Raw genomic sequence first — 23772 nt, 5'->3', positions numbered from 1 at the left:
TGCTCTATTTTTTTATTCGTGATAAGCACACGTAGATTCAATCATTTTTTAAATTTTAAACAATCTAAACTTTTAAACCTTTTTAAACTCTTAAAAAATCTAAACCTTCTAAACCCTTAAACCTTCTAAACTTTCTTTTCCCTTTTCTCAGCGATTCTTAATTTTGCGCTTCTTGCTCTATTATTGATCTTGATTTCGGCATGATCGGGAACAATTAGCTTTCCAATGGTTTTAAAAGGAACCGAGAAATTACCATAAAAATCACGTTCTGGCTCCCCTTCGAACATTCCGTTTTTGATAAATCTTTTTACCAATCGATCTTCTAATGAATGATAGGAAATAACGCTTAATCTACCACCTGGCTTCAAAATCTCAAGGGATTGTTCTAAAAATTCTTTCAAAACATCCATTTCTTGATTGACTTCAATACGAATCGCTTGATAGATTTGAGCCAATATTTTATTCCGAACTCTTTCGGGCAAATATTTCATCAAAACTTCTTTCAATTCATCAGTGGTTTTGATTGGTCGGTGTTCTCTAGCCTCTACAATTGTTTTTGCCAAAGCTGGAGCATTTTTTAATTCTCCATAATCTAGGAAAACACGTTTAAGGTTAGCTTCGTCATATTCATTGACAACTCTATACGCATTCAAATCATTTTTCTGACTCATTCTCATATCCAATTCGGCATCAAAACGCGTAGAGAAACCTCTTTCCGCCACATCAAATTGATGCGAAGAAACCCCCAAATCTCCCAAAATTCCATCAACCTCTTTTATACCATAAAAACGTAGAAATCTTTTTATAAATCTAAAATTCTCATTAATAAGTGTAAATCTTTCGTCAGGCAAAGCATTCGCCAAAGCGTCTTCGTCTTGATCAAAAGCAAATAATTTTCCGTTAGGACCAAGTCTACTCAAAATTTCTTTTGAATGTCCTCCACCTCCAAAAGTAACATCCACATAAATTCCATCAGGGTTTATATTCAACCCATCAACAGAAGCGTGAAGCAATACTGGATTATGATATTCCATTGTCGTCGTCATTTAAATTTCCCATTACCTCCTCGGCTAAATCCGCAAAATCAACATCTTCTCCGTCTATTGATTTTTCATATAAATCTTTATCCCAAATCTCTACTATATTAACCGCAGATGAAAAAACCACATCTTTAAAAATACTGGCAAACACTACTAAATCTTTAGGAACCAACAATCTACCCAACGCATCTATTTCTACCACTTTTACGCCAGCAGTAAATCGACGGATAAAATCATTGTTCTTTTTTACAAATCGGTTTAGTTTATTGATTTTTTTCATCATCAAATCCCACTCTTCCATTGGGTACAATTCTAAACAAGGCTGAAATACAGAACGCTTCAAAACAAAACCGTTTTGAAGCGAGGAAGCCAATTGCTTTTTCAAGGGAGCAGGCAATAAAACCCGTCCTTTTGCATCGACTTTACACTCATATGTCCCTATAATTGTGTCCAAGTAAATTGTATTAATTGTATTAAGCAAAAATATATAAAATTTTACCACATTTTACCACTATCCCCCACTTTGTTAATAAGTTTAACCACTTTGAATCAAAAACCCTTAGTTTATGGACAATCAACACATTAGCTTTGTAATATATTATTTGTAAGAAAGGCTGTGTTATGCAAAAAAGCAGCGGATTTATTCAAAAAAAAGGACATTTCCTATATTAAAATTTCAACATTATTGAATGAAAAAAGCATCATTTAAGACAAATCTTTATCACTTTTTGCTAATAGAATAAAAGGTTAAAAAATAGCTGTTAAAATTCATTTTAATTTTTTAAACCTTATATTTGTTGCAAATTGAAATTGTTAAAAATAAAAATGGAAAAGTATTACAAACAAGAAGGTAAATACAGTTATTACGAAGCAGGAGAAGGAATCCCAATTGTTATTTTACATGGTTTAATGGGTGGTCTAAGTAATTTTGACGCTGTAGCTAGTTATTTTTCCAATAAAGGATACAAAATCATCATTCCCGATTTGCCTATTTACACTCAAAATATTTTAAAAACGAATGTAAAAAGTTTTGCTGTTTATGTAAAGAACTTCATTACTTTCAAAAAACTGGACAGAGTAATACTTTTAGGAAATTCATTGGGAGGTCATATCGCATTATACCATACCAAAATGTTTCCAGAAAAAGTTTCTGGGCTAGTGATTACGGGTAGTTCTGGATTATACGAAAGTGCCATGGGGGACAGTTACCCAAAAAGAGGTGACTACGAATACATCAAGAAAAAAGCCGAAGATGTTTTTTACGATCCAAAAATAGCGACTCCTGAACTTATCGATGAAGTGTACGCAACGGTAAATGATCGAATCAAATTAATTAAAACGTTGACTATTGCCAAAAGTGCAATTCGTCATAATATGGCTAAAGATTTGCCAAAAATGCATGTGCAGACCTGTATTATTTGGGGAAAAAACGACAAAGTTACTCCACCAGATGTGGCTGAAGAATTCAATAAATTATTACCTAATTCTACCTTATACTGGATTGACAAATGCGGACATGCCGCTATGATGGAACAACCTGAGGAGTTCAACAAACACCTTGAAGATTGGCTAACACATACCCATTTAGCAGAACACTAGACCGAAAGGCGAAATTTACACACACAGACATGAAATCGCTATGATTCCAAAATACAAATTAGGAATAAAGAATAGCGATACCATATTCCTATAAAAAAAATATTAACTTCATATGAAAATTAATACTGCCGAATTTATAATAAGCAACTCAGACGTAAGCAAATGTCCTAAGGATTTTATGCCCGAATATGCTTTTATTGGTCGATCTAATGTTGGTAAGTCTTCATTGATCAATATGCTGACGAACCACAAAAAATTAGCCAAAACTTCTGGGAGACCCGGAAAAACACAACTAATCAATCACTTCTTAATCAATAGCAATTGGTTTCTTGTCGATTTACCCGGTTATGGCTATGCCAAAGTTTCTAAAAAAACGAAATCTATTTTTCAAGAATTCATCACTGATTATTTTGAAACTAGAGAGCAATTGGTTTGCGCCTTTGTTCTAATAGACATCCGTCATGAAGCACAAACCATTGACATTGAATTCATGTCGTATATGGGAGAAAGCGAAATTCCGTTTTGCATTATTTTTACCAAAGCCGATAAAATCAGTAAAGTAAAAATCGATTCTCATATTGCTGCTTACAAAAAACAAATGTTTGCCAACAACTGGGCCGAAATGCCACAATACTTTGTAACATCTGCAACAGAATCTACCGGAAAAGAAGAATTGTTAAGTTATATAGACGATGTAAATCAAGAGGTATTCAAGAATAACCCTAACAATTCAGGATTCTAGAAAACCGAACTTCTCTAAAATAAAAAAAATCCCAAAACCGTATTTATTATCTGGTTTTGGGATTTTTTTATACCAACTATTATTTTAAATAATATTAATTTAAGTCATTGAAAGCTGTCAGTTTTTCAAAATCATTTATTTTTAAATCTCCTTGAACGCTTAAGAGTACCATTTGTGAACCACCTTCAATCTTCACAATAACCTCCTTTAGCTTATCTCCTTTTTCACAGGAATAAATATAAATTTTCCCATCAGAAGTATTGGAATGAAAAACCTCTTCAAAATTGTTGTTCTTTAAAAAGCCACCAAAATTTGATTTTAAAAATTCTGGATTTTCTTTTGCTACCAATATGTGATACTTTTTAACACCAGACTGTTGGGTAAAATTTCTAAACTCTTTGTCCCGGATAAGAGCATTTACAACAAATCGAGAAGCACCAAAAGATAGGGCAACATCCTTTTTATTTTCTTTTCTAAAAGCTTCATAAGGTGTTTTTGCTCCACAAGAAACCAAAAGACACACAAGCGATAACACAATTAAATTCTTCATAAGTTCTGTTTTTAAAAAAGACGAATAAACGCTCAATATGTAACAGAAAATTATAAAAAAATAAGATTATTTTTTCAAATCTAGTTTCTCGGCAAAATAATCACAGAAATCCAACATCGTATCCGACATTTTTTCATCGTTAGTTGCTCTTTTAAAAGTATCTGCCATGGCAACTAAGGTTTGATGAAAGAAAATTTTCATTTCATCAACCGGCATTTCTTTGGTCCACAAATCGATACGCATACTTTCTTTTGCTTTGCTGTCCCAAACGTTAAGCATAATTGCTTTTGATTCCGAAAGTTCTACTCCACCGTCTTTTGCTGTCCAGAAAAGTTTTTCGGGAACACGGTTTTCATCTAATTCGATTAGAAATTTAATTTCTGAGGTATTTTTATCTGACATTATTTCTTGGGTTTGTATTTTGATTTTTCGAAAATTTCTTTGGCATCCGTTTTCATCAACTGGGCTACCGTAACATCATTATTTGCCATAAAAGAGCGAACCATTTGCCATCCTATCCAAGATCCAACTTGTCCCGGAGAATCGTTATCGATCTCTAAATAAAATTTAGAAAAAGGGGCTGGATCAATAAAACGATTCGTTAATTTTTGGTCGTCACTAAAAAGCATTTGTCTTTCGACAAAATAACGCCAAATATACCCTTCATTTTCCTGACACCAAACAATTTGCTCGGGAGTATATCCTATTTTATCGGCATCACTAGACTCTGGCAGCAAAACATCTTTTAGATACAGTTGTTTCCCAAAATAAATCATTTGGGACACGAAATTTTTATCTGTAGGAGGCGCAATTTTTCTAACAGAAAAACTAGTCACAATATCCGGCATGATTTGGCTTTGCTCAAAATTTTGCTTAATGTATTTTGGAAACTGATAAAACTTATGTTCTTTTCCTAAATACAATTCCAAAGAAACAATCACTAATGAATCAGCATAAATAGCTTTATTATTACAATCCATATCCGAAATCAACGTGATCAATTTCGGTTGTTTTGTTTCCGGGAAATAGTATTTAATATGCTTATACAAAGTCTCTAAATCATTTTGAACACCTTCAATGTTAGAATATTTTTTTTGCACTTCGCTATACACTTCTCTCCAAATAGGCGCTTGCATTTTATTCAACCATACCGTGTCGTTTATCTTCGGTGAGAAAAAATAAGGAAATTGCTTTTTTACTTTGGCAAGATCTTTAGGAGGAGTCTCAAAAAATATTTTATCAAAACGCTCTACCTTAATTGTTACGGGAGTTTCTTCAATAGCTTTTTCGACCTTACTTTTTTGATCGCAAGACCAAAAAAGCAAACAAAAAACTATAGGTAATAGATATTTTTTCATTGATTTTTTATTTGTCTCCCGATAGCTATCGGGACGATAGCTATCGGGAGAAATTCGCACATCATCAATATTTTTTTTTCAAACCAATGATGATCTGCGGATTTCATTTATAATATTTTATTTAAATTTGTTTCCGAACAAATTGCGAGGCACTTGCTCTATTTATTTTGCAAATATACATCCCTGCTTTTTAAAACTTAAACTATTATGACTAAAAAAAGGACGCTTGAAATCGAAAAAGTCAACTTGCACATTGTAAATTGGTTAAAAACATACGCAGAGAATTCAAAAGTTAATGGATTTGTAATTGGTATATCTGGAGGAGTAGATTCTGCAGTAACCTCAGCACTATGTGCCCAAACCGGTTTTAAGGTTTTATGTGTTGAAATGCCGATTCATCAGGCTCACAGTCATGTTACCCGTGGGCGTGAGCATATTGAACAATTAAAAAACCAATTCCCAAACGTCACTAGTGTTGAAGCGGACTTAACATCGGTTTTTGAGGATTTCAAGAAACAGGTTCCAGAAACAAGCGATTTACACAAACTACACTTGTCTCTTGCCAACACCCGTTCCCGACTAAGAATGACCACTTTATATTATTTCGCTGGCATTTACGGTCTATTGGTTGCTGGAACAGGAAACAAAGTAGAGGATTTTGGTGTTGGATTCTTTACCAAATACGGAGATGGTGGAGTAGATTTAAGTCCAATTGCTGATTTAATGAAATCCGAAGTATATGCTTTAGGTCGCTATTTAAAAATTCCAAATTCTATTTTAACAGCAGCTCCAACCGATGGATTATTTGGCGATGAACGAACAGATGAAGACCAAATTGGAGCAAGTTACGACGAATTAGAGTGGGCAATGACTATAGAAGAGGCAAAAACTGATCAAAACACCTTTTCGGATAGAGAGGAAGAAGTGTTAAAAATATACAAAAAACTCAATAAAATCAACCATCACAAAATGAATTCGATACCAGTTTGTACTATTTTAACATAAAAAAAATAATTTGTCCGAAAAATTAGACTTATTGAAAAATTTTTAGTAATTTTATGGCTTCATAAACAATCCTAAAAATAAATACCATGATCAAAGTTTGTTTAGCAGATAACTATCCTGTAGTACATTTTGGAATCAAATCGTACTTTAAAGACCATGCGGACATTTCTATCGTTGCAAACGTAGGAAATTTCACAATGGTGAAAGACATCCTTCTTACGAAGGAAATCGACGTTCTAGTTTTGGACTTAGAACTCGAAGGATTATCTAGCATTTTCGAAGTCAAATCGATTTTGAAAAATTTTCCAAAAACAAAAATTATTTTTTACAGCGGCCTTTCAGAACAGATTTACGCTCCAAATGCTATTAAAGCAGGAGTTTCTGGATTTGTACACAAAACCGAAAAGCTGGAAACTTTAGGTCAATCGATCATTAAAGTGAACCAAGGAAAAATAATCATGAATGAAGCAGTCATGAAAAACATTGCTTTAATTGCAAAACAAAGCAAAAGCGAACGTTTGTACAGGAAACTGTCCAACCGCGAAGTGGAAGTTTTGCGTTACTTAAGTGATGGTAAGAAAAACCATGAAATCGCTGAGATATTAACCCTCAACGAAAAAACAATCAGCACTTACAAGTTGCGATTGTTAACTAAATTAAACGTTACAAATCTAGTAGATTTAGTCAATAAAGCTAAAACTTTAGAAATCGTTTAACTGTAACGCGACATCACTCTCCCTAATTTTTTCGAAAACGAATTAATTAGCTTGTAGTAGTCCATCGCCATTGACATTGACTCTGTATTATCTGAACCTGGTTCATTTGATACAGAGTTTTTTAATTCATCTATAATTTTATCAACCAAATACCATCGCATCGTAAGTATAGTTTCAGAAACATACTGACCAATGGTTTCACTTTTGGTTTTAGGAATAATATTTTGTCCTTCCCAATTATGCAAAACCACCCTCTCGTCTTCCATCAAAATATCAGTCACTTCTTGAGCAAAATCAGAATTTAAATGCATTAAATATTTTTCAATTTCTAAATTTTCATTTTGAAGAAAATATTGAATTAAGTCATTAAAAATATCTCTAAATAAAGGGTTCGCCAATTCTACCTCATCTTCCTGCAAACTCAAATACACTCTTTGATATACTTTATATTCTTTTTTTTCTGTTACATTTTCAATTTCACCATCTTCGTTGGTTTTCAAAAACACATCTTCAAACTCTTCTGTTTTATTCCCGTATAACAATAGAATTTCAATTATTTTTCGCTCCAAACGGTAGAGCACATCCACTTTTGCAGCTTGTACAGGACTTTCATTTTTTACAATCTCAAAAGCCTTTTGCTCTTGCTTTACTTTTTTTCCAACCTCAGTTATATCTTTTTGAACCAACTGAGCCAAAGTACTCGTCAAGACTTGCTCCGAAATATCCATTATTCTAGAGCATTCCTGAATGTAAATCTCACGTTGAATTCTATCCGGTATTTTTGAAATACTAGTAACCATGTCCCGAATCAAATCGGCTTTTTTGACAGGATCGTTCTTGGCATCATTCATCAAAAGTGACGCTTTGAACTGTATAAAATCCTTGGCATTCGTATCCAAATAAGCCACCAAATCATCATAGGATGTTTTTCGAGCAAAACTATCGGGATCCTCTCCATCGGGAAAAGCACAAACTTTCACATTCATGCCTTCTTCCAGAATCAAGTCGATTCCACGAATAGAAGCACGAAGTCCAGCCGCATCCCCATCAAAAAGCACGGTAATATTCTTTGTCAGCCTATTGATCAATCGTATCTGATCTGGCGTAAGCGCAGTCCCCGAAGAAGCGACCACATTTTCGATTCCAGCTTGATTGAACTGAATAACATCCGTATATCCTTCTACCAAGAAACAATTATTCAACTTGGCTATCGCTTGTTTGGCTTGAAAAATACCATACAGCACTTTACTTTTATGGTAAATTTCACTCTCTGGCGAATTTAAGTATTTGGCTGATTTTTTGTCATTGGTCAAAATCCGACCTCCAAAACCAAGTACTCTTCCCGACATACTTTGTATGGGAAACATAACTCTGCTTTTGAAGCGGTCAAAAGGACGATCTTCTCTAGCGATAGTCAAACCGGTACTTTCCAGAAACTCCATTTTATATCCTTTACCCAAGGCTTCCTTTGTAAAAGCATCCCAAGTTTCCGGAGAATATCCTAAAGCAAATTTCTTGATGGTATCATTGGTAAAACCACGTTCTTTAAAATACGAAAGTCCAATCGCTTTCCCCTCTTCGGAGTTTAAAAGGGTATCGTGAAAATACATTTTTGCAAATTCAGAAACCAAATACATACTTTCGCGAACGTCAGTATTTAATTTTTCTTCGTCCGTTTGTTCTGTTTCTTCAATCTCAATATTGTATTTTTTTGCTAAATACCGAATGGCTTCCGGATAAGTGAAATGGGAGTGTTCCATCAGGAAAGCCACGGAATTCCCACCTTTTCCAGAACTAAAATCTTTCCAAATCCCTTTTACTGGAGAAACCATAAAGGAAGGCGAACGCTCATCCGAAAACGGACTTAGCCCTTTAAAATTAGTTCCTGCCCTCTTTAATTGTACAAAATCTCCAATAACCTCCTCTACTCGAGCAGTTTCAAAAACAGTGTCTATTGTCGCTTGTGATATCAAAATTTAAGGGAATTGTATAAATGAAAGAATGCAAAAATACACAAATGAAACAATAAAAACGGAAGTTGTTTTTATTTAATTTCTGGTACAAAGCATTTAATTTTTGGTTGTCATCCGATAATCATACTCAAGTTTGGACACCTATATTACACCTCAGTTTTGAACACGAATTTCACTAATTATCACGAATTGCTTTGTCTTTAAAAATTTCACGAATTCCCTCTAAAGTCGGTATGATTGCTAATAAAATTATTATTTTTTAAACGCCGATTTAATACAATCAAGAAAGAGCTAGATAGAATTTAAAGAAAGTTGGCTATAATTCAATTGTTCCTGATTTTTTAAATCTATCCAAAGTTTTGAATTGCCTCTAGCTTTAGCTAGAGGAATGATATTGAGATAGTGGTCGATGGCTTTAGCCAAAACATTCTACTGTTTCAGCTAAAGCCAATCTGATATTCATTCATATACCTCCAGCTAAAGCTGTAGGCAATTTACAAAGTTATTTTTTTCTTTCGATAACGTAATTAACCATTAAAATAAGAGCTGATTTAAATTCAGAGTCGGGATAATTATTTAAAAGCGATAACGCTTCTTGCTGAAATTCGACCATTTTATTTTCGGCGTACCCCAAACCATGATTGTCTTTTACAAAAGCAATTACTTCTTTGACTCTTTTTTTGTCTTTATTGTGGTTTTTAATCGAATTGATAAGCCAACTTTTCTCTTTTGAAGTACATGTATTGAGGACATGAATAAGCGGCAATGTCATTTTTTGTTCTTTAATGTCAATGCCTGTTGGTTTACCGATTGCTTCTTCTGAATAATCGAACAAATCATCTTTTATTTGAAAAGCCATTCCGATGAGTTCGCCAAATTTTCGCATATTCTCCACCTGAATTTCATCATCGATAACCGATTTTGCTCCAAGGGCACAACAGGCAGCAATTAAAGTAGCCGTTTTTTTTCGAATTATTTCGTAGTAAATAGCTTCTGTGATATCTAATCTTCGGGCTTTTTCTATTTGGAGCAATTCGCCCTCACTCATCTCCCGAACCGCAACCGAAATAATTTTGAGCAAATCGAAATCTCCATTATCTATGGAAAGCAACAATCCTTTGGACAGTAAATAATCCCCAACCAAAACGGCAATTTTATTTTTCCATAGTGCATTTATAGAAAAGAAACCTCTACGGCGATTACTGTCATCTACCACATCGTCATGAACTAAAGTCGCAGTATGGATCAATTCAATTACACAAGCACCACGATACGTTCTCTCATCAACGACACCTTTTGAAACCATTTTTGCCATCAAGAAAACAAACATGGGTCGCATTTGTTTTCCCTTTCTATTGACGATATAATAGGTAATCCGATTCAAAAGCGCCACTTTTGAAGTCATCGATTCATAGAACTTTTTTTCGAAAAGTTCCATTTCGTATAAAATTGGCTGCTTTATTTGTGAAGTAATATTCATTTAGACCCCAAATATACTATTTTATATAAAAAAACGTTAATCAAACTACACAAGTATATTGTTTTTTTAGCATATTTTTTATCCTACAAAATTTTTCTGTGCCTTTTTACTAAAAGAAACCTTTATAAAAAAGAACCTTTATGAGACTACCTTTATAAAAGCAACAAAATTACTACTCCCCTATTTCATCAGCTAAAAAACACATTACCTATTTCTTAAAAATCGCTGAGTTTGATGATTTACAAGTCTTTACAACTTAAAAAACTAAAAATAATCAACTTTTAGATTAAACCTTTTTACTGTTTTTATATCCAACTTAAAACCCAAAAAATTATTTATTATGAAAACCAAATTTTTTTTTATCGCCTCTTTCATGGCTATTGTCTTATTCGCTAGTTGTACATCGAATGATACTCCCGCAAATTCTACAACCGCTACTTCAACAGATCAAGTTGTAATTGACTCAAAAATTGATGCTTCTATTGATGATGTTTCTAATATTGTAGAAGACCAATTTTTGATCAAACAAAACATGACCAGTAAGTCTTCAGAAATAATAAAAAGTATATTGCCTGCTTGTGCAAAAGTTACTTGGACATTGGTTAATGGGAATTTTACTGGAACAATCGATTTTGGCACAGAAGGGTGTGCTCTTGAAAATGGAAATGTTTTGAAGGGAAAAATAACAATTACTTTTTCTAGCAATTTTACCACTGCTGAGCAAACTATTACTTATAGTTTCGATGGATTTACCCACAATGGCAAAAAAATTCAAGGTACAAAAACAATTACTAGATCTCTTAAAAGTACTGATTTACTAGTCGCTGTACATCCTGTATTTACTTGTACTGTAGATATGACTGTGACTTTTGAAGACGGTACGGTTTATACTAGAACAGGTAATAGAGTGAGAGAAATGGTAGAAGGGTACGATACCAAAGGAAACTGGGAAGACAATGTTTTCTTGGTTACAGGTAGCGGAACTACAACATTTCCAAATGGAGACAAATGCTCTAGCACCATTAAAACCCCTTTGCGTTTTGTAATGGCTTGCAAGAGACCTTTCCCTGTTTCGGGTACTGTCTTGAAAGTTAGAAATAACATTGAAACTCTAGTCGATTTTGGAACTGGAGAATGTGATAATCTTGCTACCGCAACCACAGCAGGAGTTACCACTACCATAGAATTAAAAAAATAGTTGTGATTTAGCAAAAAATGATTAGTGATTAACTATGGTGCAATTGATAAGAACTAATTACAACCAACAAATTACATTAACAACCAAAGCCTCAAAAAAGTAGTTACTATTACTTTTTTGAGGCTTTAGCTTTTCTATTGTTTTAAATTTAAACTTCTTTATTCGCCAATTGTCCGCAAGCAGCATCAATATCTTTACCTCGGCTTCGTCTCACTTTTACCACAATTCCACTAGCTTCCAGTGCTTTTATATAAGCATTTATAGATTCTTCGGAGGCTTGTTGAAATTCTCCGTCATCAATTGGGTTGTATTCAATCAGGTTGACCTTGCAAGGAACGTATTTACAAAACTTTACTAAGGCATCAATAGACGCTTTGTTGTCATTAATGTCTTTCCAAACCACGTATTCATACGATATTTTACTTTTTGTTTTTCGGTACCAATATTCTAATGACTCTCTTAAATCAGCCAAAGGGAAATTTTCGCTAAAAGGCATAATCCGAGAACGAATTTCATCAATTGCGGAGTGCAAAGAAACCGCTAGTTTAAATTTGACCTCATCATCTGCCAGTTTCTTAATCATTTTTGGCACACCCGATGTTGAAACCATTATCCTTTTGGGAGACATTCCCAATCCCTCGGGAGAGGTAATCATTTCGATTGCTTTCAAGACATTGTTATAATTCATGAGTGGCTCCCCCATTCCCATAAAAACAATGTTCGACAGCGGATGATTGTAATACAGCCTGCTCTCTTTATCGATAGCGATTACTTGATCGTAAATTTCGGCAGGTTCTAGATTTCGCATGCGTTTTAATCGAGCCGTAGCACAAAAATTACAATCCAAACTACACCCTACCTGACTCGATACACAAGCGGTGGTTCTAGTTGCAGTAGGAATTAAAACACTCTCTACAACTAAACCATCGTGTAAACGAACCGCATTTTTTACCGTTCCGTCTTCACTGCGTTGCATTGTATCTACTTTGATGTGATTGATTACAAAATGTTCCTCCAACACGCTACGAGTTGTTTTGGCCACATTGGTCATATCCTCAAAACTGTGTGCTCCTTTACTCCACAACCATTCATAGACTTGATTCCCACGGAAAGCTTTATCGCCTTTGGTTACAAAAAAATCTCTCAATTGGTCTTTGGATAGTGCTCGTATGTCTTTTTTCTCGATTTGCATGCTGCAAATTTAATGACAATTTGTTGAATTGTTGTTTTGATAGTAAAATTTTAAGAATAAATGCACCTCTACATCAAAACTCACAAAAATGACATCTGAAATTGCTTCAAAAGAAAGCGTTTTTTTTAGTTAATAAAATTCATTTTTTTTGATGCTTTTGAAATTTGCTGCGAAACCATTAGAATTCTTAGAAGCTATTTACTTCGTCAGTTCGTTTCACTCGTGTCCAGCTATCATTCCAATCTTTTTTTAGGCTAAAAAAAATTAGAATAAAAAAAAATTCCCTTCAAACGAAGTTCACTGAACTCTGAACGGCAGTAATTTGCCTGCTACTATGACAAGTACGTTTCAAAAACCTTTTCTTTGTTTTATTTCTAAAACAAAATCTTCCGTTACCTCAAAGTCTTCAGCAATTTCTTCTACTGTTAACTTTCCTCTTTTTAACGCTTTTATAATCCCCTCAATCTTTCCTTCAATCTTTCCTTCGTCTCTAGCGGTATCCAAAACATTTCGCAAATCATTGTAGTTTTTTAAACTATCAATATAATCCGAGTATTCTTGATTATTCAACTTTGCTATTTCGGCTGTAGCAAAAAGTTTGCTAAAAATTTTGCTCTTGAATCGCGCAGGCATGGCTTCAAGTGTGCCAAGGTTTTTAAATACATACAGCCATTTATCAAAATTATTCTCTAATTGGGTCTCTGTCTTGCTAAAATTGACCAATTGAAGATATAAAAATGTAAGTTTATCATAAAACACAGCATTCTCCTGATCTTTGAGTTTTACTTTGACCAATACCTTTTCTTTGTCGTTATCCTCAAATTTAAAATCAAGTATACCAATTGTATAAACGGCTTGAAGCTGGTAATTCCAATCTCCTTTGTTGGCTTGTTCTTGAATGGGAAAAGTGCTGTAATAGACCGAGCGGTCTTTGAAATAATTTTGTTTTGCTTTTTGGAGTTCAATGATAAATCGTTCTCCCTTTTGATTGTGGCAATATAAATCGAAAATGGCTTTTCGGTCAAACTCATTTTTTGGTAAATTTTCTGTGGGTTTAAAACTCAAATCTTCAATATGATTTTCGTCTCCAAGGACTTCATTGAGAAAATCAATCAGCAAATCTTTGTTGGCTTCTTCGCCAAAGAGTTTCTTGAAGCCAAAATCGGTAAATGGATTGATGTATTTGCTCATTGTTTTTTGATTTTTATACAAAAATACAAAAATATGCATCATATTGTTTTTTTATACTACAAACCCCGTCAAGGTTTTAAATCCTAACATAGTTGCTCGTTGCTGCAAAGGTCTCCAGACTTTTCGCTTTTTTCAAATGTTCTTGAAAGGCATAAATCTAATAAAATGAGTCTCCCGACTTTTTCCGTAGATATCTTAGAAATTCAGCACGTTTGCTTTATAATGTCAAAAGCAACCTCTTTTCCTTAAACGTAGAAAAAAAAAAAAAAAAAAACACATCAATAAAGCCTCTTTAAAATCAAATATAACTCCTTTTTTATAAATGTTAAATGAATAACTTTGTGTCAAATTTCAACAACTCACAAAATGCATTTCATATCCCAAGATTTAGAAGATTATATCGAGCAACATTCCGAAAAAGAACCCCCATTACTGGCGGCTTTAAACAAAGAAACCTATCAAAAAATATTGTTGCCTAGAATGCTCAGCGGTCATTTTCAGGGGAGGGTTTTGAGTATGCTCGCCAAATTGATCCGACCAGTAAACATTCTGGAAATTGGTACTTACACGGGCTACTCGGCTTTGTGTTTGTGCGAGGGCATGCAGGAGAACGGGCAATTGCACACGATAGACATCAAGGAAGAATTGGTCGATTTTCAGCGCAAGCATTTTGACAAATCGCCTTGGGGAAAGCAAATTGTACAACATTTGGGCGAAGCTGTGGATATCATCCCCAATCTAGACCTGAAATTTGATTTGGTTTTTATCGATGCCGACAAAGAAAACTACCTCAACTATTTTGAATTGATTCTGCCGAAAATGAATAAAGGCGGTATCATTTTATCGGATAATGTGTTGTGGAGCGGTAAAGTTCTCGAACCAATACACCCGAATGACATCAGCACCAAAATACTGGTAGAGTATAATCAATTACTAAAAAACGATCCAAGAGTAGAAACGGTTTTATTGCCCATTCGTGATGGATTGACAGTAAGCCGTGTAATTTAAAAAGAACTGATGTTTAAAAAAAAAAAACCGACAGGTTTTAAAATCCGTCGGGTTTGTTTTTTTTATTGAGGAGAATATTTTTTGAGTGCCCATTGATACACTTTATACATCAGGTAACCTGTGATTAGTCCACATAAATACCCCGAAAGAATATCCAAAGGATAATGCAACCCTAAGTAAATCCTACTGTAAGCAAATATTAATGGCCATAAAAACAGTAATCCTAAATACTTGAATTGGTTCTTAAAAATCAAGAATAAAAAGGTTGCCACTGCCATAGTATTCGCAGCATGTCCTGAGAAAAAACTAAAAGAACTACGCACTTGAACGACTCTGATTAAAGTATTAATTTCAGGGTTATTACAGGGCCTTGCTCGTTGAAACGTATATTTGAATAGATTGGTAATTTGATCCGTAAACAATATCAAAACGGCAACGAAAAGCAACAAATATCCTGTTTGCTTTATTCCTAATTTTTTATAAATAAGATAAAATAAGAGCAAAAAAAAAGGAATCCAATTGACTTGTTTGGTAATGATAAGCCAAAATCCATCATAGGTTTCGCATCCTAAGCTGTTGAGATAAATAAATAACTGGGTGTCTAGAGCTAGTATTTTTTCGAGCATTACATTTGGCGTTTTATAGGTCCTGTGAGATCATCCAAAAGAGATGCAGCATCAGGAGTTGTTGTGCCACTTAGTAAACTATCTTTGGTTTTATTGGCTTCGGAAGTAAAAACCTCCGTAATTCCGTTGAATGTATTAGAGCTTTCGCCTAAAAGATTTGTCTTGGCTTTATCTATTTCAGAATTGATATTTCCTGTTAAGTCATTTAAGGATTTTTGATCAAAACCATTGGCTTCGGCTCCCTTTTGAATTTCGCTTTTGATATCATTGGTCGCGTTTTTGAGTTGTGCCATAGCCTTCCCCATAGTTCTTGCTATTTCAGGCACTTTATCAGATCCAAAAAGCATCAAAACTATAAACATAATAAAAACCAATTCGCCTCCTCCTATTCCAAACATATTTTTTGTATTTAATGAGCAAAGATATTAAATTTTAAAACTTTGTCTTTTAAAATTGTCTTAAAAAAAAGTTAGCCACGAATTACACAAATTGGCACTAATTTCTTTAAAATTTAAAAAAAGAATTATTCGTGTAATTTGTGTAATTAGTGGCTTAAATTATCAACTATTTGATTTGTAAAGCCTCTTACTTAATCGAACTTTGATTTCACTTCTACTTTTGGCCATGAATTGTTGGTCACATCAATATCGGCAGTTTCTAGTTTTGGATCGATTAGAATTTGTTTTATAGCTTTATTAGTAGCATATACTTTCTTGGCCGTTTCATTGTTTTTTCTCCAAATTTGCGCTGGATACTTGTAATTATCTACCATTCCATCTTCATAGGTAATTTGAACGATAATAGGCATTGGCATTCCGCCTGGCTTATTGAACTCTACTTCATAAAAATATTTAGGGGTTTTCAAAGTCGCTTTTTCTTCATCTGAAAGATTATGACTTACATAATCCGAAAGCAATTTCACTTCTTCTATTTGTAAAGGCTTCTTTGAAACTGGATTCAATTCTGGATTATCCCCTGCAATTAAATACACAAACGGTCCTTTTTCCTGACCAAAACGTCCTTTTTTGACTTTAGCATCTTTCAGTGCAACCGTCGGAGTTTCGGTAACATAATATTGCTTTACCTCGTTGATACCGATATCTACAAAGTCTGTAGAGTAAAACCATCCTCTAAAAAACCAATCTAAATCGACTGCCGAAGCATCTTCCATCGTTCTAAAAAAGTCTTCGGGAGTTGGGTGTTTGAATTTCCATCTGTTGGCATATACTTTAAAAGCATAATCAAACAACTCACGTCCCATAATGGTTTCTCTAAGAATATTAAGTCCGGTAGCTGGTTTCCCGTAGGCGTTATTCCCGAACTGAATGATATTTTCGGAGTTAGACATAATAGGTTCCAATAACTTTTGATCGCCACTCATATAAGGAACAATATTTTTGGCTGGCCCACGTCTTGAAGGGTAATTGGTTCCCAATTCTTGTTCGGCCATAAATTCCATAAAAGAGTTTAAACCTTCATCCATCCATGTCCATTGACGCTCATCTGAATTGACAATCATAGGAAAAAAGTTGTGTCCTACTTCGTGAACTACAACCCCTATCATTCCGTTTTTAGTTTGCTCGCTAGTCACTCCTTTTTCATCAGGGCGACCGTAATTCCAGCAAATCATAGGATATTCCATTCCTTGATCTTCTGCCGAAACAGAAACCGCTTTAGGATATGGATAATCAAAAGTATGCGAAGAATAACTTTTTAAAGTATGCGCCACGGTCATCGTAGAAGTTTCTCCCCAAAGTGGATTCGCTTCTTTTGGATAAACCGATTCGGCCATTACGACTTTACCACTCAATTGAACCGCCATAGCATCATAAATAAATTTTCTTGAAGTCGCTATTCCAAAATCTCTAACGTTTTTGGCGCTAAATTTCCAGGTTTTCTTTTTATCCGAAAATCCTTTTTCGGCTGCTTCGGCTTCGGCTTGCGTTACAATAACAACAGGCTTATCAAATGTTTTTTGAGCCAATTCATATCTTTTAACTTGTTCTGGCGTAAAGACTTCGCTTCTATTCATTAACTCTCCCGTTGCATCCATAACGTGATCTGCGGGAACGGTTATATTTACATCAAAATTTCCGAAGGGCAGCGCAAATTCTCCACCACCCCAAAATTGCATGTTTTGCCAACCTTCAACATCATTATAGACCGCCATTCTTGGATAAAATTGTGCTATAACGTACAATCTATTACCTTCTTTTTCGAATAATTCATAACCTGAACGCCCACCGTCTTGTTGGTAGTTATTGATATTATACCACCATTTTATAGAAAAAGAAAGAGTTGTTCCGGGCTTCATTGGCGTAGCCAAATTGATGCGCATCATGGTTTGATTAACTGTATAAGACATTGGAGTCCCTTTAACATCTTTTACATATTCAATAGTAAAACCACGATCCAATCCTTGTTTCAAATATTCGTTGGCAAACTTCGCTACTGGCAAAACCTGTTCTATTTTTTCATTTTCGACTAATGGAGACTGAGAATTTTTGGCAGCTTGATTTTGATCCAATTGTACCCACAAATACTCTAAACTGTCTGGAGAATTATTATGATACGTTATGATTTCAGAACCGCTTAATTTTGCATTTTTATCATCGAGTTCTACATCAATTTTATAATCGGCTTGTTGCTGATAATAAGCTGGACCAGGTGCTCCAGAGGCCGTACGAAACATATTGGGAGTTGCCAACAAATCATACATTTGACTGAATTTATTGGTGTCGTATTTCCCCCCTTGTTTGGAAGGTGTGACAACTGCTTTCTCTTGAGCAATTAAAAGGGTTGGAAAAATAAATAAAAATATAATTTTCTTCATAGGGGCAAATCGATTAATAGTAGCCCACGAAAATAATATTTTTAAACACAATTACTGGTTTATGCTAATATTTTAACACTTGTTTGGTAGAACTTTCAGTAAAAAGCATACTTTTTTTATCTCCCAGCACCGTAACATGAGTAATATTTTGCTGTTCTGGAAAACATTCTATTAATATCGAATTATGAATTTCGATTGTGTTTATTTTTGAAATTTCTTTGACATTCAAATAACAAACGAGCACATCACCATCCATTTCTTTGCTCAAAAAATTTATGGTTTTGGTTTGTCTGTTTACTTTAATAGAGAAATTTTCGGCAAGGTATTTTCTTAATGAATTTACATCTTCGTCAGACTCTTTATTGGTTCCCAAAAACACTTTTTTATTGTATTTTTTCTCGAGTCCTTTATTTAAATCATCCAGAAAAATACGGGAAGTAATTTGAAGCATTTTCTTTTCGGGAGCGAAATTAATTTGATAAATCGCCATATAAAATTTATGCACAGCAAAACTGCTTAACGATACCAAGAAGAACCCCAAAAGCCCATAAATTATAACCTTTTTCATTTTTCAAAAGTAGTAATATTTTTGAATTCCTCGTTTTTTGTGATTAAAAAATCCATGATATGAAATTGCTCATTGGCTTCGATAAACGTTTTGGATTTTGGATCGTTTTCACAAAAAAGAAGAAACAAGCCTATTTGGTCATCATCTAGTTTTAAAGTATTAGTAAAAAAAGAATAACTAACACTTTTCATCGCCACGGAGGTAAAACTCATATCCGAAACAAAATCGGTTTTGTCAGGGTTGTTTTTCTTCAAATTTTTAAAAATCATTTTATAAACTCGAATACAATCTATCCCGTTATCCCCTGTACCGGTTGGCGTCATTAAAGCATTTCTAGGTGAAGTCTGCCTATCATCATAATATTGCGTATCTACTATACTTTGGGTATTTCCTAATTCTGGTTTACTTCCTTTTTGAGCATAAACCACCACTTCTATCAATTGACGTGCAATTGCAGGAAGGTTCACTCTAAAAAAAGAAGAGGAGATGTCCTTTTCGGTAAGTACAATTTTTTTGCTTTTAAATCCTAAACTGGAAATAACTAGAGTGTCTTTTACTTTTACCAAAACACTAAAATATCCTTTCTGGTCAATAATAGATCCGGTTTTGGCATTCACATTAAAAACCAACCCATTTTCTATTGCAATAGAATCATTTACTACCCTACCATGCAAAGGTTTTCTAGTCAGGATTTGACCCAAACAAACTTGACAGCACATCAACAAAATAAAGACTCCTATTTTACTTTTCATTTTTAATCCTTTTAGATTTAATAAAAAAATACCAAATATTAAAATTGATATTTACCGACTTATTAAATTTACAACTTTATTTGATTTTATGATCTATGAATCTGCGTTATTTTTTCATAAAAAAACTACAAATCACAAAGATCAAAACTCAATATCTAAAAGTCAATTAGTTATCTTACTCGACTGAGCTAATTTTTTGAAAGCATTATTTTTGATAATCAAGAAATCCATCATCCGAAAGGCATCATTTGCATTCGATATTCTCTTGGCATTTTCATCTGTATCACAAAAAACCAAGAAAAGATTGATTTCCTCTTCCTTTAACTTCAAAGTGTTTTTAAAAAATTCGGGTTTAAAATCCCTTTGCACTTTATCTATAAAATTTCCATCGGCGCTTTTATGCAGTTTTTTTTTATCCTTTTTTTTCAACCAATCTGCTACAACCCCAAATATTGCCACAAAGTCAACGCCATTCACTATTCCATATAAAGGCATGGTTCTATTGACTAGAGAAGATTGCCTGTCTCCCGTAAACTTCATACCTACAATTTCTTGTGATCCAGCAATTTTGGGCGTAATTTTTTTTCCTACAACAACTTCTTTTAACTGATTGTTGAACAATTCCGTTTTTACAACATATAGCTTTTCTTTAAAATCCACATCAACCAAAACCATTTTCTTCGCTTTTAAAGCCAAACTAGTAACTAGCAAGGTATCTTTTGGCATTGCCAGAATATCAAAAAAACCATTAATACCAATAAAAGTAGTCACTTTTGAATTTAAATTAAAAACATAGCCGTTTTCTACAGCAATAGAATCATTGATTACTTGCCCATGCAATGGCTTCCGCACTTGAGTTTGTGCTATGCAATATTGTCCTACTAGAAATAAAACAACTATACCTAATTTACTTTTCATCTATTCTGTTTTTATTATATACCGAAGCTAAATTTGTTATAAGAAACATACTTACCGTTTTGTTTTTAAAACCTAAGGACTCCACAAACTCTGCATCTTCTACACAATAATATTGAAATCCTTTGATGAGTTCTTCAGGAATTTTTAAGGTTTTTGTGTAATATTTGTTACCAAAAAGATATTCCAATTTTTTCATTAAAATCTCTTTCTTCTCAATTTCAACATTCTTTTTAAGCACCTCCTTTTCACCAGAAACCAAGTTGAAAAATCCTTGTATTCCTCCAGAACCAGCATACAATCTTCGTTCTTGTGGCGTAAACTTAACTTGCCCTCGCGGAATTATCCCAAAGTTCTCGGCATTAATATTCGCATACTTGTTGATAATAACCTCGTCGAGTTCGATACTATTAAAAGTCATATTCACCTCTAAAGTTCCTGAGATGTATTCGTGTTTGTAAACATATTTTCGCAAATACTTATAGTCAATTCCAGAAAAATTCAAGACATCTTTATCTTTAGCCAGAATAGAAAAACAACCATTTTTATCCGAAACGGCCATCAGTTTATTAGAACAATTCACGACACTAATTCCCTCCAATGGCTTAGAATCAGAAACCACTGTTCCGATAATAATTTTCTCGACAACCTCTTGAGCGGTCAGCAGCGGACTTTGACTTAAGAAAACAAGCAATACAATTAAATTATTTTTCACAAAAAACAAATAAAGTTCAACATTTATAGCTAATGGATTTCAACACCATCTACCCTGTTTTTATTATAATTGGAAGCCAAACCCACGATTAGAAACATACTCATGGTCTTATTTTTTGATTGTATCGAGTTCGCAAAATCCGCATCTTCTACACAATAATACTGAAACCCCTTGATGAGTTCTTCTGGAATTTTTAAGGTTTCGATATAATATTTATCATCAAACAAGTATTCTAATTTTGACATTAAAATTTCTTTTTTTTCGAGTGCAACTTCCTTTTTGAGCATTTTGGTTCTGCCCGAGAAATAATTCAATACCGCATCCGTACCCTGAGTTGCCGTGTACACTTTTCTTTCGGCGGCAGTCAACTTCACTTGATCCCGAGGAATTATCCCTAAATTCTCGGCACTTATTTCAGGATGCCCATTCACAACCACCTCCTTCAATTCTATACTTGTAGCAGTCATATTCACGACAATACTTCCTAGTTTGAATTCTTGTTTGTTTATAATTTTCCGCAAAGGCTCATAATCAACCGCCGAAAAACTCAACACCTCTCCTTGTTTTGCAAGGATCGAAAAATTTCCATATTGATCCGAGACCGATTTGATTTTACTAGCAGTATTCGTAACATTTATCCCCTGCAGAGCAATAGTTTCGGATGTTATTTGACCTTTAATCCATTTTTCTGTCTTCTCTTGTGCTGTTAAAAATTGGGTAATAAAAAGAACTATAATAAGTAAAGTAGTGTTGTTTTTCACAAGCCGATCATTTAAAATTAAAACCTTTGTAATGTACCAAAACTACAATTCTTCGATTTTTCAATCGCTTTCAGTTCCTTTTGGGCTTCGTTTTTTTTTACACGGATCATCTTTCTGACATGACTTTTTAGACGCTGCCTATCATTTAGTTCATCACAAACAGCCGTTTCCGACGCCATTTGCATCGTAATTAAAACCAAATATTGAATCAAGCATACAATAACTTTTGTCATGATCTATCCCTTGTAAAATGTAAAAGTATCTTAATCTCTTCCAAATTAATTACTAACGGTTTGATAAAAAATTGTTAATTAAAACCCCGCTTACAACCTCAAAAAAGCTTCGTTTTTATATCTTTACACTAAACTTCCTTACTCAAATAAAATGAAAAATTGCATTATCTCCAGCACCTCAACCTTACATGGAGGAGAGTATCTAGAGTATTTATTACCCGAATTAAGTTTGCATTTTCAAGATTGCAAAAACATACTTTTCATCCCATTTGCAAGACCCAGCGGCATAACTCACGAAGAGTACACTACCAAAGTTGCTTTGGCTTTTGCCAAAATAAACAAAACCGTCAATGGGCTACATGAATTCGAAAACCCCCAAGAAGCTATTCAAAAAGCTGAAGGGATTTTTACGGGCGGTGGCAATACTTTTTTATTGGTTTCTCAATTGTACAAAAACAAAATCATGGACACTCTAGCCGAAACCATTAAAGCAGGAACTCCCTATTTAGGCACCAGCGCAGGAAGCAACATTTGCGGACTAAGCATGCAAACCACCAACGATATGCCTATTGTTTACCCACCGAGTTTTCAAACTTTAGGATTGATTCCGTTTAATTTGAATGCACATTATTTAGATCCGGACGACCAATCCAAACACATGGGGGAAACCCGAGAAACCAGAATCAAAGAATTTCATGCTTTCAATTCATTACCCGTTTTAGGATTAAGAGAAGGAAGTTGGCTAGACGTAAAAGGAGAAAAAATTACTCTAAAAGGAGATCTAAACGCCCGAGTGTTCAAACAAAACCAAATACCGGAAGAAGTCACAACGGGAACCGACTTAAGTAATTTGAAGTAATAAAAACAATTTGGGCGAGACCACATTATAGAAAGGGGGCTACTTCACATGCCGCTTATTCGCCCCCTTCCCATAATGCGGTCGGGCTATCCGCGCTACTTTGGTAGCTAGCTTCTATCCCTCTCGCGAGCCAATAGGAGACTATAAAAATTACGATTATACTACAGCCCTGCTTGTTAGCCAAATCACGAATCTAATATTATCTGCTTGTTTTAGTGAGATTGCTTCGTTCCGATAGCTATCGGAACTCGCAAGGACTTTGCGTGCGTGGGCTTTGCGATTGTATGTCTTTTCGAGTTCCGATAGCTATCGAAACGAAGCATAAATCTGTCCAAAAATTTTGGCACAAAAAAACCCCAAACTTTCGTTTGAGGTTTTTGGAGCGAAAGACGAGGCTCGAACTCGCGACAACCAGCTTGGAAGGCTGGAGCTCTACCAACTGAGCTACTTTCGCATTA

Annotated in this window: 24 protein-coding genes and 1 tRNA gene; 7 read left to right on the top strand and 18 right to left on the bottom strand. The window is 34.3% G+C overall.

Annotated features, from left to right (window positions below; translation table 11 throughout):
• Positions 1-125 precede the first annotated feature (125 nt).
• Positions 126-1046: a 16S rRNA (cytosine(1402)-N(4))-methyltransferase RsmH gene (gene rsmH, locus FNW52_RS01620; protein WP_185965892.1), complete on the bottom strand. Its 921-nt coding sequence runs from the start codon at positions 1044-1046 to the stop codon at positions 126-128.
• Positions 1021-1494, bottom strand: a complete 474-nt coding sequence (locus FNW52_RS01615) for a division/cell wall cluster transcriptional repressor MraZ (protein WP_116763849.1) — start codon at positions 1492-1494, stop codon at positions 1021-1023. Before FNW52_RS01615 ends, rsmH begins: the two co-directional genes overlap by 26 nt.
• 371 nt (positions 1495-1865) lie before the next feature.
• Here FNW52_RS01615 and FNW52_RS01610 point away from each other — a divergent pair, with 371 nt between their 5' ends.
• Together FNW52_RS01610 and yihA are read left to right on the top strand one after the other, a co-directional pair.
• A complete protein-coding gene (locus tag FNW52_RS01610; protein WP_143375675.1) occupies positions 1866-2639 on the top strand; it encodes an alpha/beta fold hydrolase in 774 nt (257 codons plus the stop codon).
• 112 nt (positions 2640-2751) lie between these two features.
• On the top strand, positions 2752-3381 hold the full coding sequence (gene yihA, locus FNW52_RS01605) for a ribosome biogenesis GTP-binding protein YihA/YsxC (RefSeq protein ID WP_143375674.1): 630 nt from the start codon (positions 2752-2754) through the stop codon (positions 3379-3381).
• Positions 3382-3475: 94 nt separating this feature from the next.
• On the opposite strand, the gene FNW52_RS01600 is transcribed toward yihA, so the two are convergent.
• The 3 genes from FNW52_RS01600 to gldB form a co-directional block, all read right to left on the bottom strand.
• Positions 3476-3931, bottom strand: a complete 456-nt coding sequence (locus tag FNW52_RS01600; protein WP_143375673.1) for a DUF4252 domain-containing protein — start codon at positions 3929-3931, stop codon at positions 3476-3478.
• Between the two features lie 66 nt (positions 3932-3997).
• On the bottom strand, positions 3998-4333 hold the full coding sequence (gene gldC / locus FNW52_RS01595; RefSeq protein ID WP_143375672.1) for a gliding motility protein GldC: 336 nt from the start codon (positions 4331-4333) through the stop codon (positions 3998-4000).
• Positions 4333-5289 carry a gliding motility lipoprotein GldB gene (gene gldB, locus FNW52_RS01590; RefSeq protein ID WP_143375671.1) on the bottom strand — a complete coding sequence of 319 codons (957 nt, stop codon included), beginning with the start codon at positions 5287-5289 and terminating at the stop codon, positions 4333-4335. Before gldB ends, gldC begins: the two co-directional genes overlap by 1 nt.
• Before the next feature lie 207 nt (positions 5290-5496).
• Here gldB and nadE point away from each other — a divergent pair, with 207 nt between their 5' ends.
• Both nadE and FNW52_RS01580 read left to right on the top strand, forming a co-directional pair.
• The gene (nadE, locus tag FNW52_RS01585; RefSeq protein ID WP_143375670.1) at positions 5497-6294 is read left to right on the top strand and encodes an NAD(+) synthase; all 798 of its coding nucleotides are present in this window, start codon (positions 5497-5499) and stop codon (positions 6292-6294) included.
• 86 nt (positions 6295-6380) lie between these two features.
• Positions 6381-7010 (top strand): response regulator transcription factor, encoded by a 630-nt coding sequence (locus FNW52_RS01580; protein ID WP_143375669.1) that lies wholly within the window; start codon positions 6381-6383, stop codon positions 7008-7010.
• On the opposite strand, the gene dnaG is transcribed toward FNW52_RS01580, so the two are convergent.
• Both dnaG and FNW52_RS01570 read right to left on the bottom strand, forming a co-directional pair.
• The gene (gene dnaG / locus FNW52_RS01575) at positions 7007-8983 is read right to left on the bottom strand and encodes a DNA primase (protein ID WP_143375668.1); all 1977 of its coding nucleotides are present in this window, start codon (positions 8981-8983) and stop codon (positions 7007-7009) included. The genes FNW52_RS01580 and dnaG overlap by 4 nt on opposite strands.
• A 502-nt stretch (positions 8984-9485) precedes the next feature.
• A complete protein-coding gene (locus FNW52_RS01570) occupies positions 9486-10463 on the bottom strand; it encodes a polyprenyl synthetase family protein (RefSeq protein WP_143375667.1) in 978 nt (325 codons plus the stop codon).
• Positions 10464-10803: 340 nt separating this feature from the next.
• On the opposite strand from FNW52_RS01570, the gene FNW52_RS01565 reads away from it, so the two are divergent.
• On the top strand, positions 10804-11661 hold the full coding sequence (locus tag FNW52_RS01565; protein WP_143375666.1) for a hypothetical protein: 858 nt from the start codon (positions 10804-10806) through the stop codon (positions 11659-11661).
• Between the two features lie 148 nt (positions 11662-11809).
• On the opposite strand, the gene rlmN is transcribed toward FNW52_RS01565, so the two are convergent.
• Both rlmN and FNW52_RS01555 read right to left on the bottom strand, forming a co-directional pair.
• Complete coding sequence (rlmN, locus tag FNW52_RS01560; protein WP_143375665.1) at positions 11810-12853, bottom strand: 23S rRNA (adenine(2503)-C(2))-methyltransferase RlmN; 1044 nt, start codon at positions 12851-12853, stop codon at positions 11810-11812.
• Positions 12854-13201: 348 nt separating this feature from the next.
• A complete protein-coding gene (locus FNW52_RS01555; protein ID WP_143375664.1) occupies positions 13202-14044 on the bottom strand; it encodes an Rpn family recombination-promoting nuclease/putative transposase in 843 nt (280 codons plus the stop codon).
• Positions 14045-14410: 366 nt separating this feature from the next.
• Between FNW52_RS01555 and FNW52_RS01550 the strand changes: the two genes are divergently transcribed.
• On the top strand, positions 14411-15052 hold the full coding sequence (locus FNW52_RS01550; protein WP_143375663.1) for an O-methyltransferase: 642 nt from the start codon (positions 14411-14413) through the stop codon (positions 15050-15052).
• Between the two features lie 62 nt (positions 15053-15114).
• On the opposite strand, the gene FNW52_RS01545 is transcribed toward FNW52_RS01550, so the two are convergent.
• From FNW52_RS01545 to FNW52_RS01510, 8 genes are all read right to left on the bottom strand, one after another.
• Positions 15115-15678 (bottom strand): phosphatase PAP2 family protein, encoded by a 564-nt coding sequence (locus FNW52_RS01545; protein ID WP_143375662.1) that lies wholly within the window; start codon positions 15676-15678, stop codon positions 15115-15117.
• Positions 15678-16076 (bottom strand): twin-arginine translocase TatA/TatE family subunit, encoded by a 399-nt coding sequence (locus tag FNW52_RS21015; protein WP_255515441.1) that lies wholly within the window; start codon positions 16074-16076, stop codon positions 15678-15680. Before FNW52_RS21015 ends, FNW52_RS01545 begins: the two co-directional genes overlap by 1 nt.
• A gap of 191 nt (positions 16077-16267) precedes the next feature.
• The gene (locus FNW52_RS01535; RefSeq protein ID WP_143375661.1) at positions 16268-18511 is read right to left on the bottom strand and encodes a M1 family metallopeptidase; all 2244 of its coding nucleotides are present in this window, start codon (positions 18509-18511) and stop codon (positions 16268-16270) included.
• 64 nt (positions 18512-18575) lie between these two features.
• Complete coding sequence (locus FNW52_RS01530; protein ID WP_143375660.1) at positions 18576-19079, bottom strand: DUF6702 family protein; 504 nt, start codon at positions 19077-19079, stop codon at positions 18576-18578.
• The gene (locus tag FNW52_RS01525) at positions 19076-19831 is read right to left on the bottom strand and encodes a carboxypeptidase-like regulatory domain-containing protein (protein WP_143375659.1); all 756 of its coding nucleotides are present in this window, start codon (positions 19829-19831) and stop codon (positions 19076-19078) included. Before FNW52_RS01525 ends, FNW52_RS01530 begins: the two co-directional genes overlap by 4 nt.
• Positions 19832-19993: 162 nt before the next feature.
• A complete protein-coding gene (locus FNW52_RS01520) occupies positions 19994-20749 on the bottom strand; it encodes a hypothetical protein (RefSeq protein ID WP_143375658.1) in 756 nt (251 codons plus the stop codon).
• Entirely contained in the window at positions 20739-21461 is a 723-nt protein-coding gene (locus FNW52_RS01515; protein ID WP_185965891.1) for a carboxypeptidase-like regulatory domain-containing protein, read from the bottom strand. Before FNW52_RS01515 ends, FNW52_RS01520 begins: the two co-directional genes overlap by 11 nt.
• Before the next feature lie 29 nt (positions 21462-21490).
• The gene (locus FNW52_RS01510) at positions 21491-22222 is read right to left on the bottom strand and encodes a carboxypeptidase-like regulatory domain-containing protein (protein WP_143375656.1); all 732 of its coding nucleotides are present in this window, start codon (positions 22220-22222) and stop codon (positions 21491-21493) included.
• 384 nt (positions 22223-22606) lie between these two features.
• Here FNW52_RS01510 and pepE point away from each other — a divergent pair, with 384 nt between their 5' ends.
• Complete coding sequence (gene pepE / locus FNW52_RS01505; RefSeq protein WP_143375655.1) at positions 22607-23314, top strand: dipeptidase PepE; 708 nt, start codon at positions 22607-22609, stop codon at positions 23312-23314.
• Between the two features lie 378 nt (positions 23315-23692).
• Here pepE and FNW52_RS01500 read toward each other — a convergent pair.
• Positions 23693-23768 (bottom strand) — tRNA-Gly (locus FNW52_RS01500).
• Between the last annotated feature and the right edge of the window lie 4 nt (positions 23769-23772).

Source organism: Flavobacterium sp. ZT3R18, assembly GCF_007097385.1.
Lineage (GTDB): Bacteria > Bacteroidota > Bacteroidia > Flavobacteriales > Flavobacteriaceae > Flavobacterium.
The sequence above is the reverse complement of the archived record's forward strand: the minus strand, read 5'-3'. Positions and strand labels throughout refer to the sequence as shown.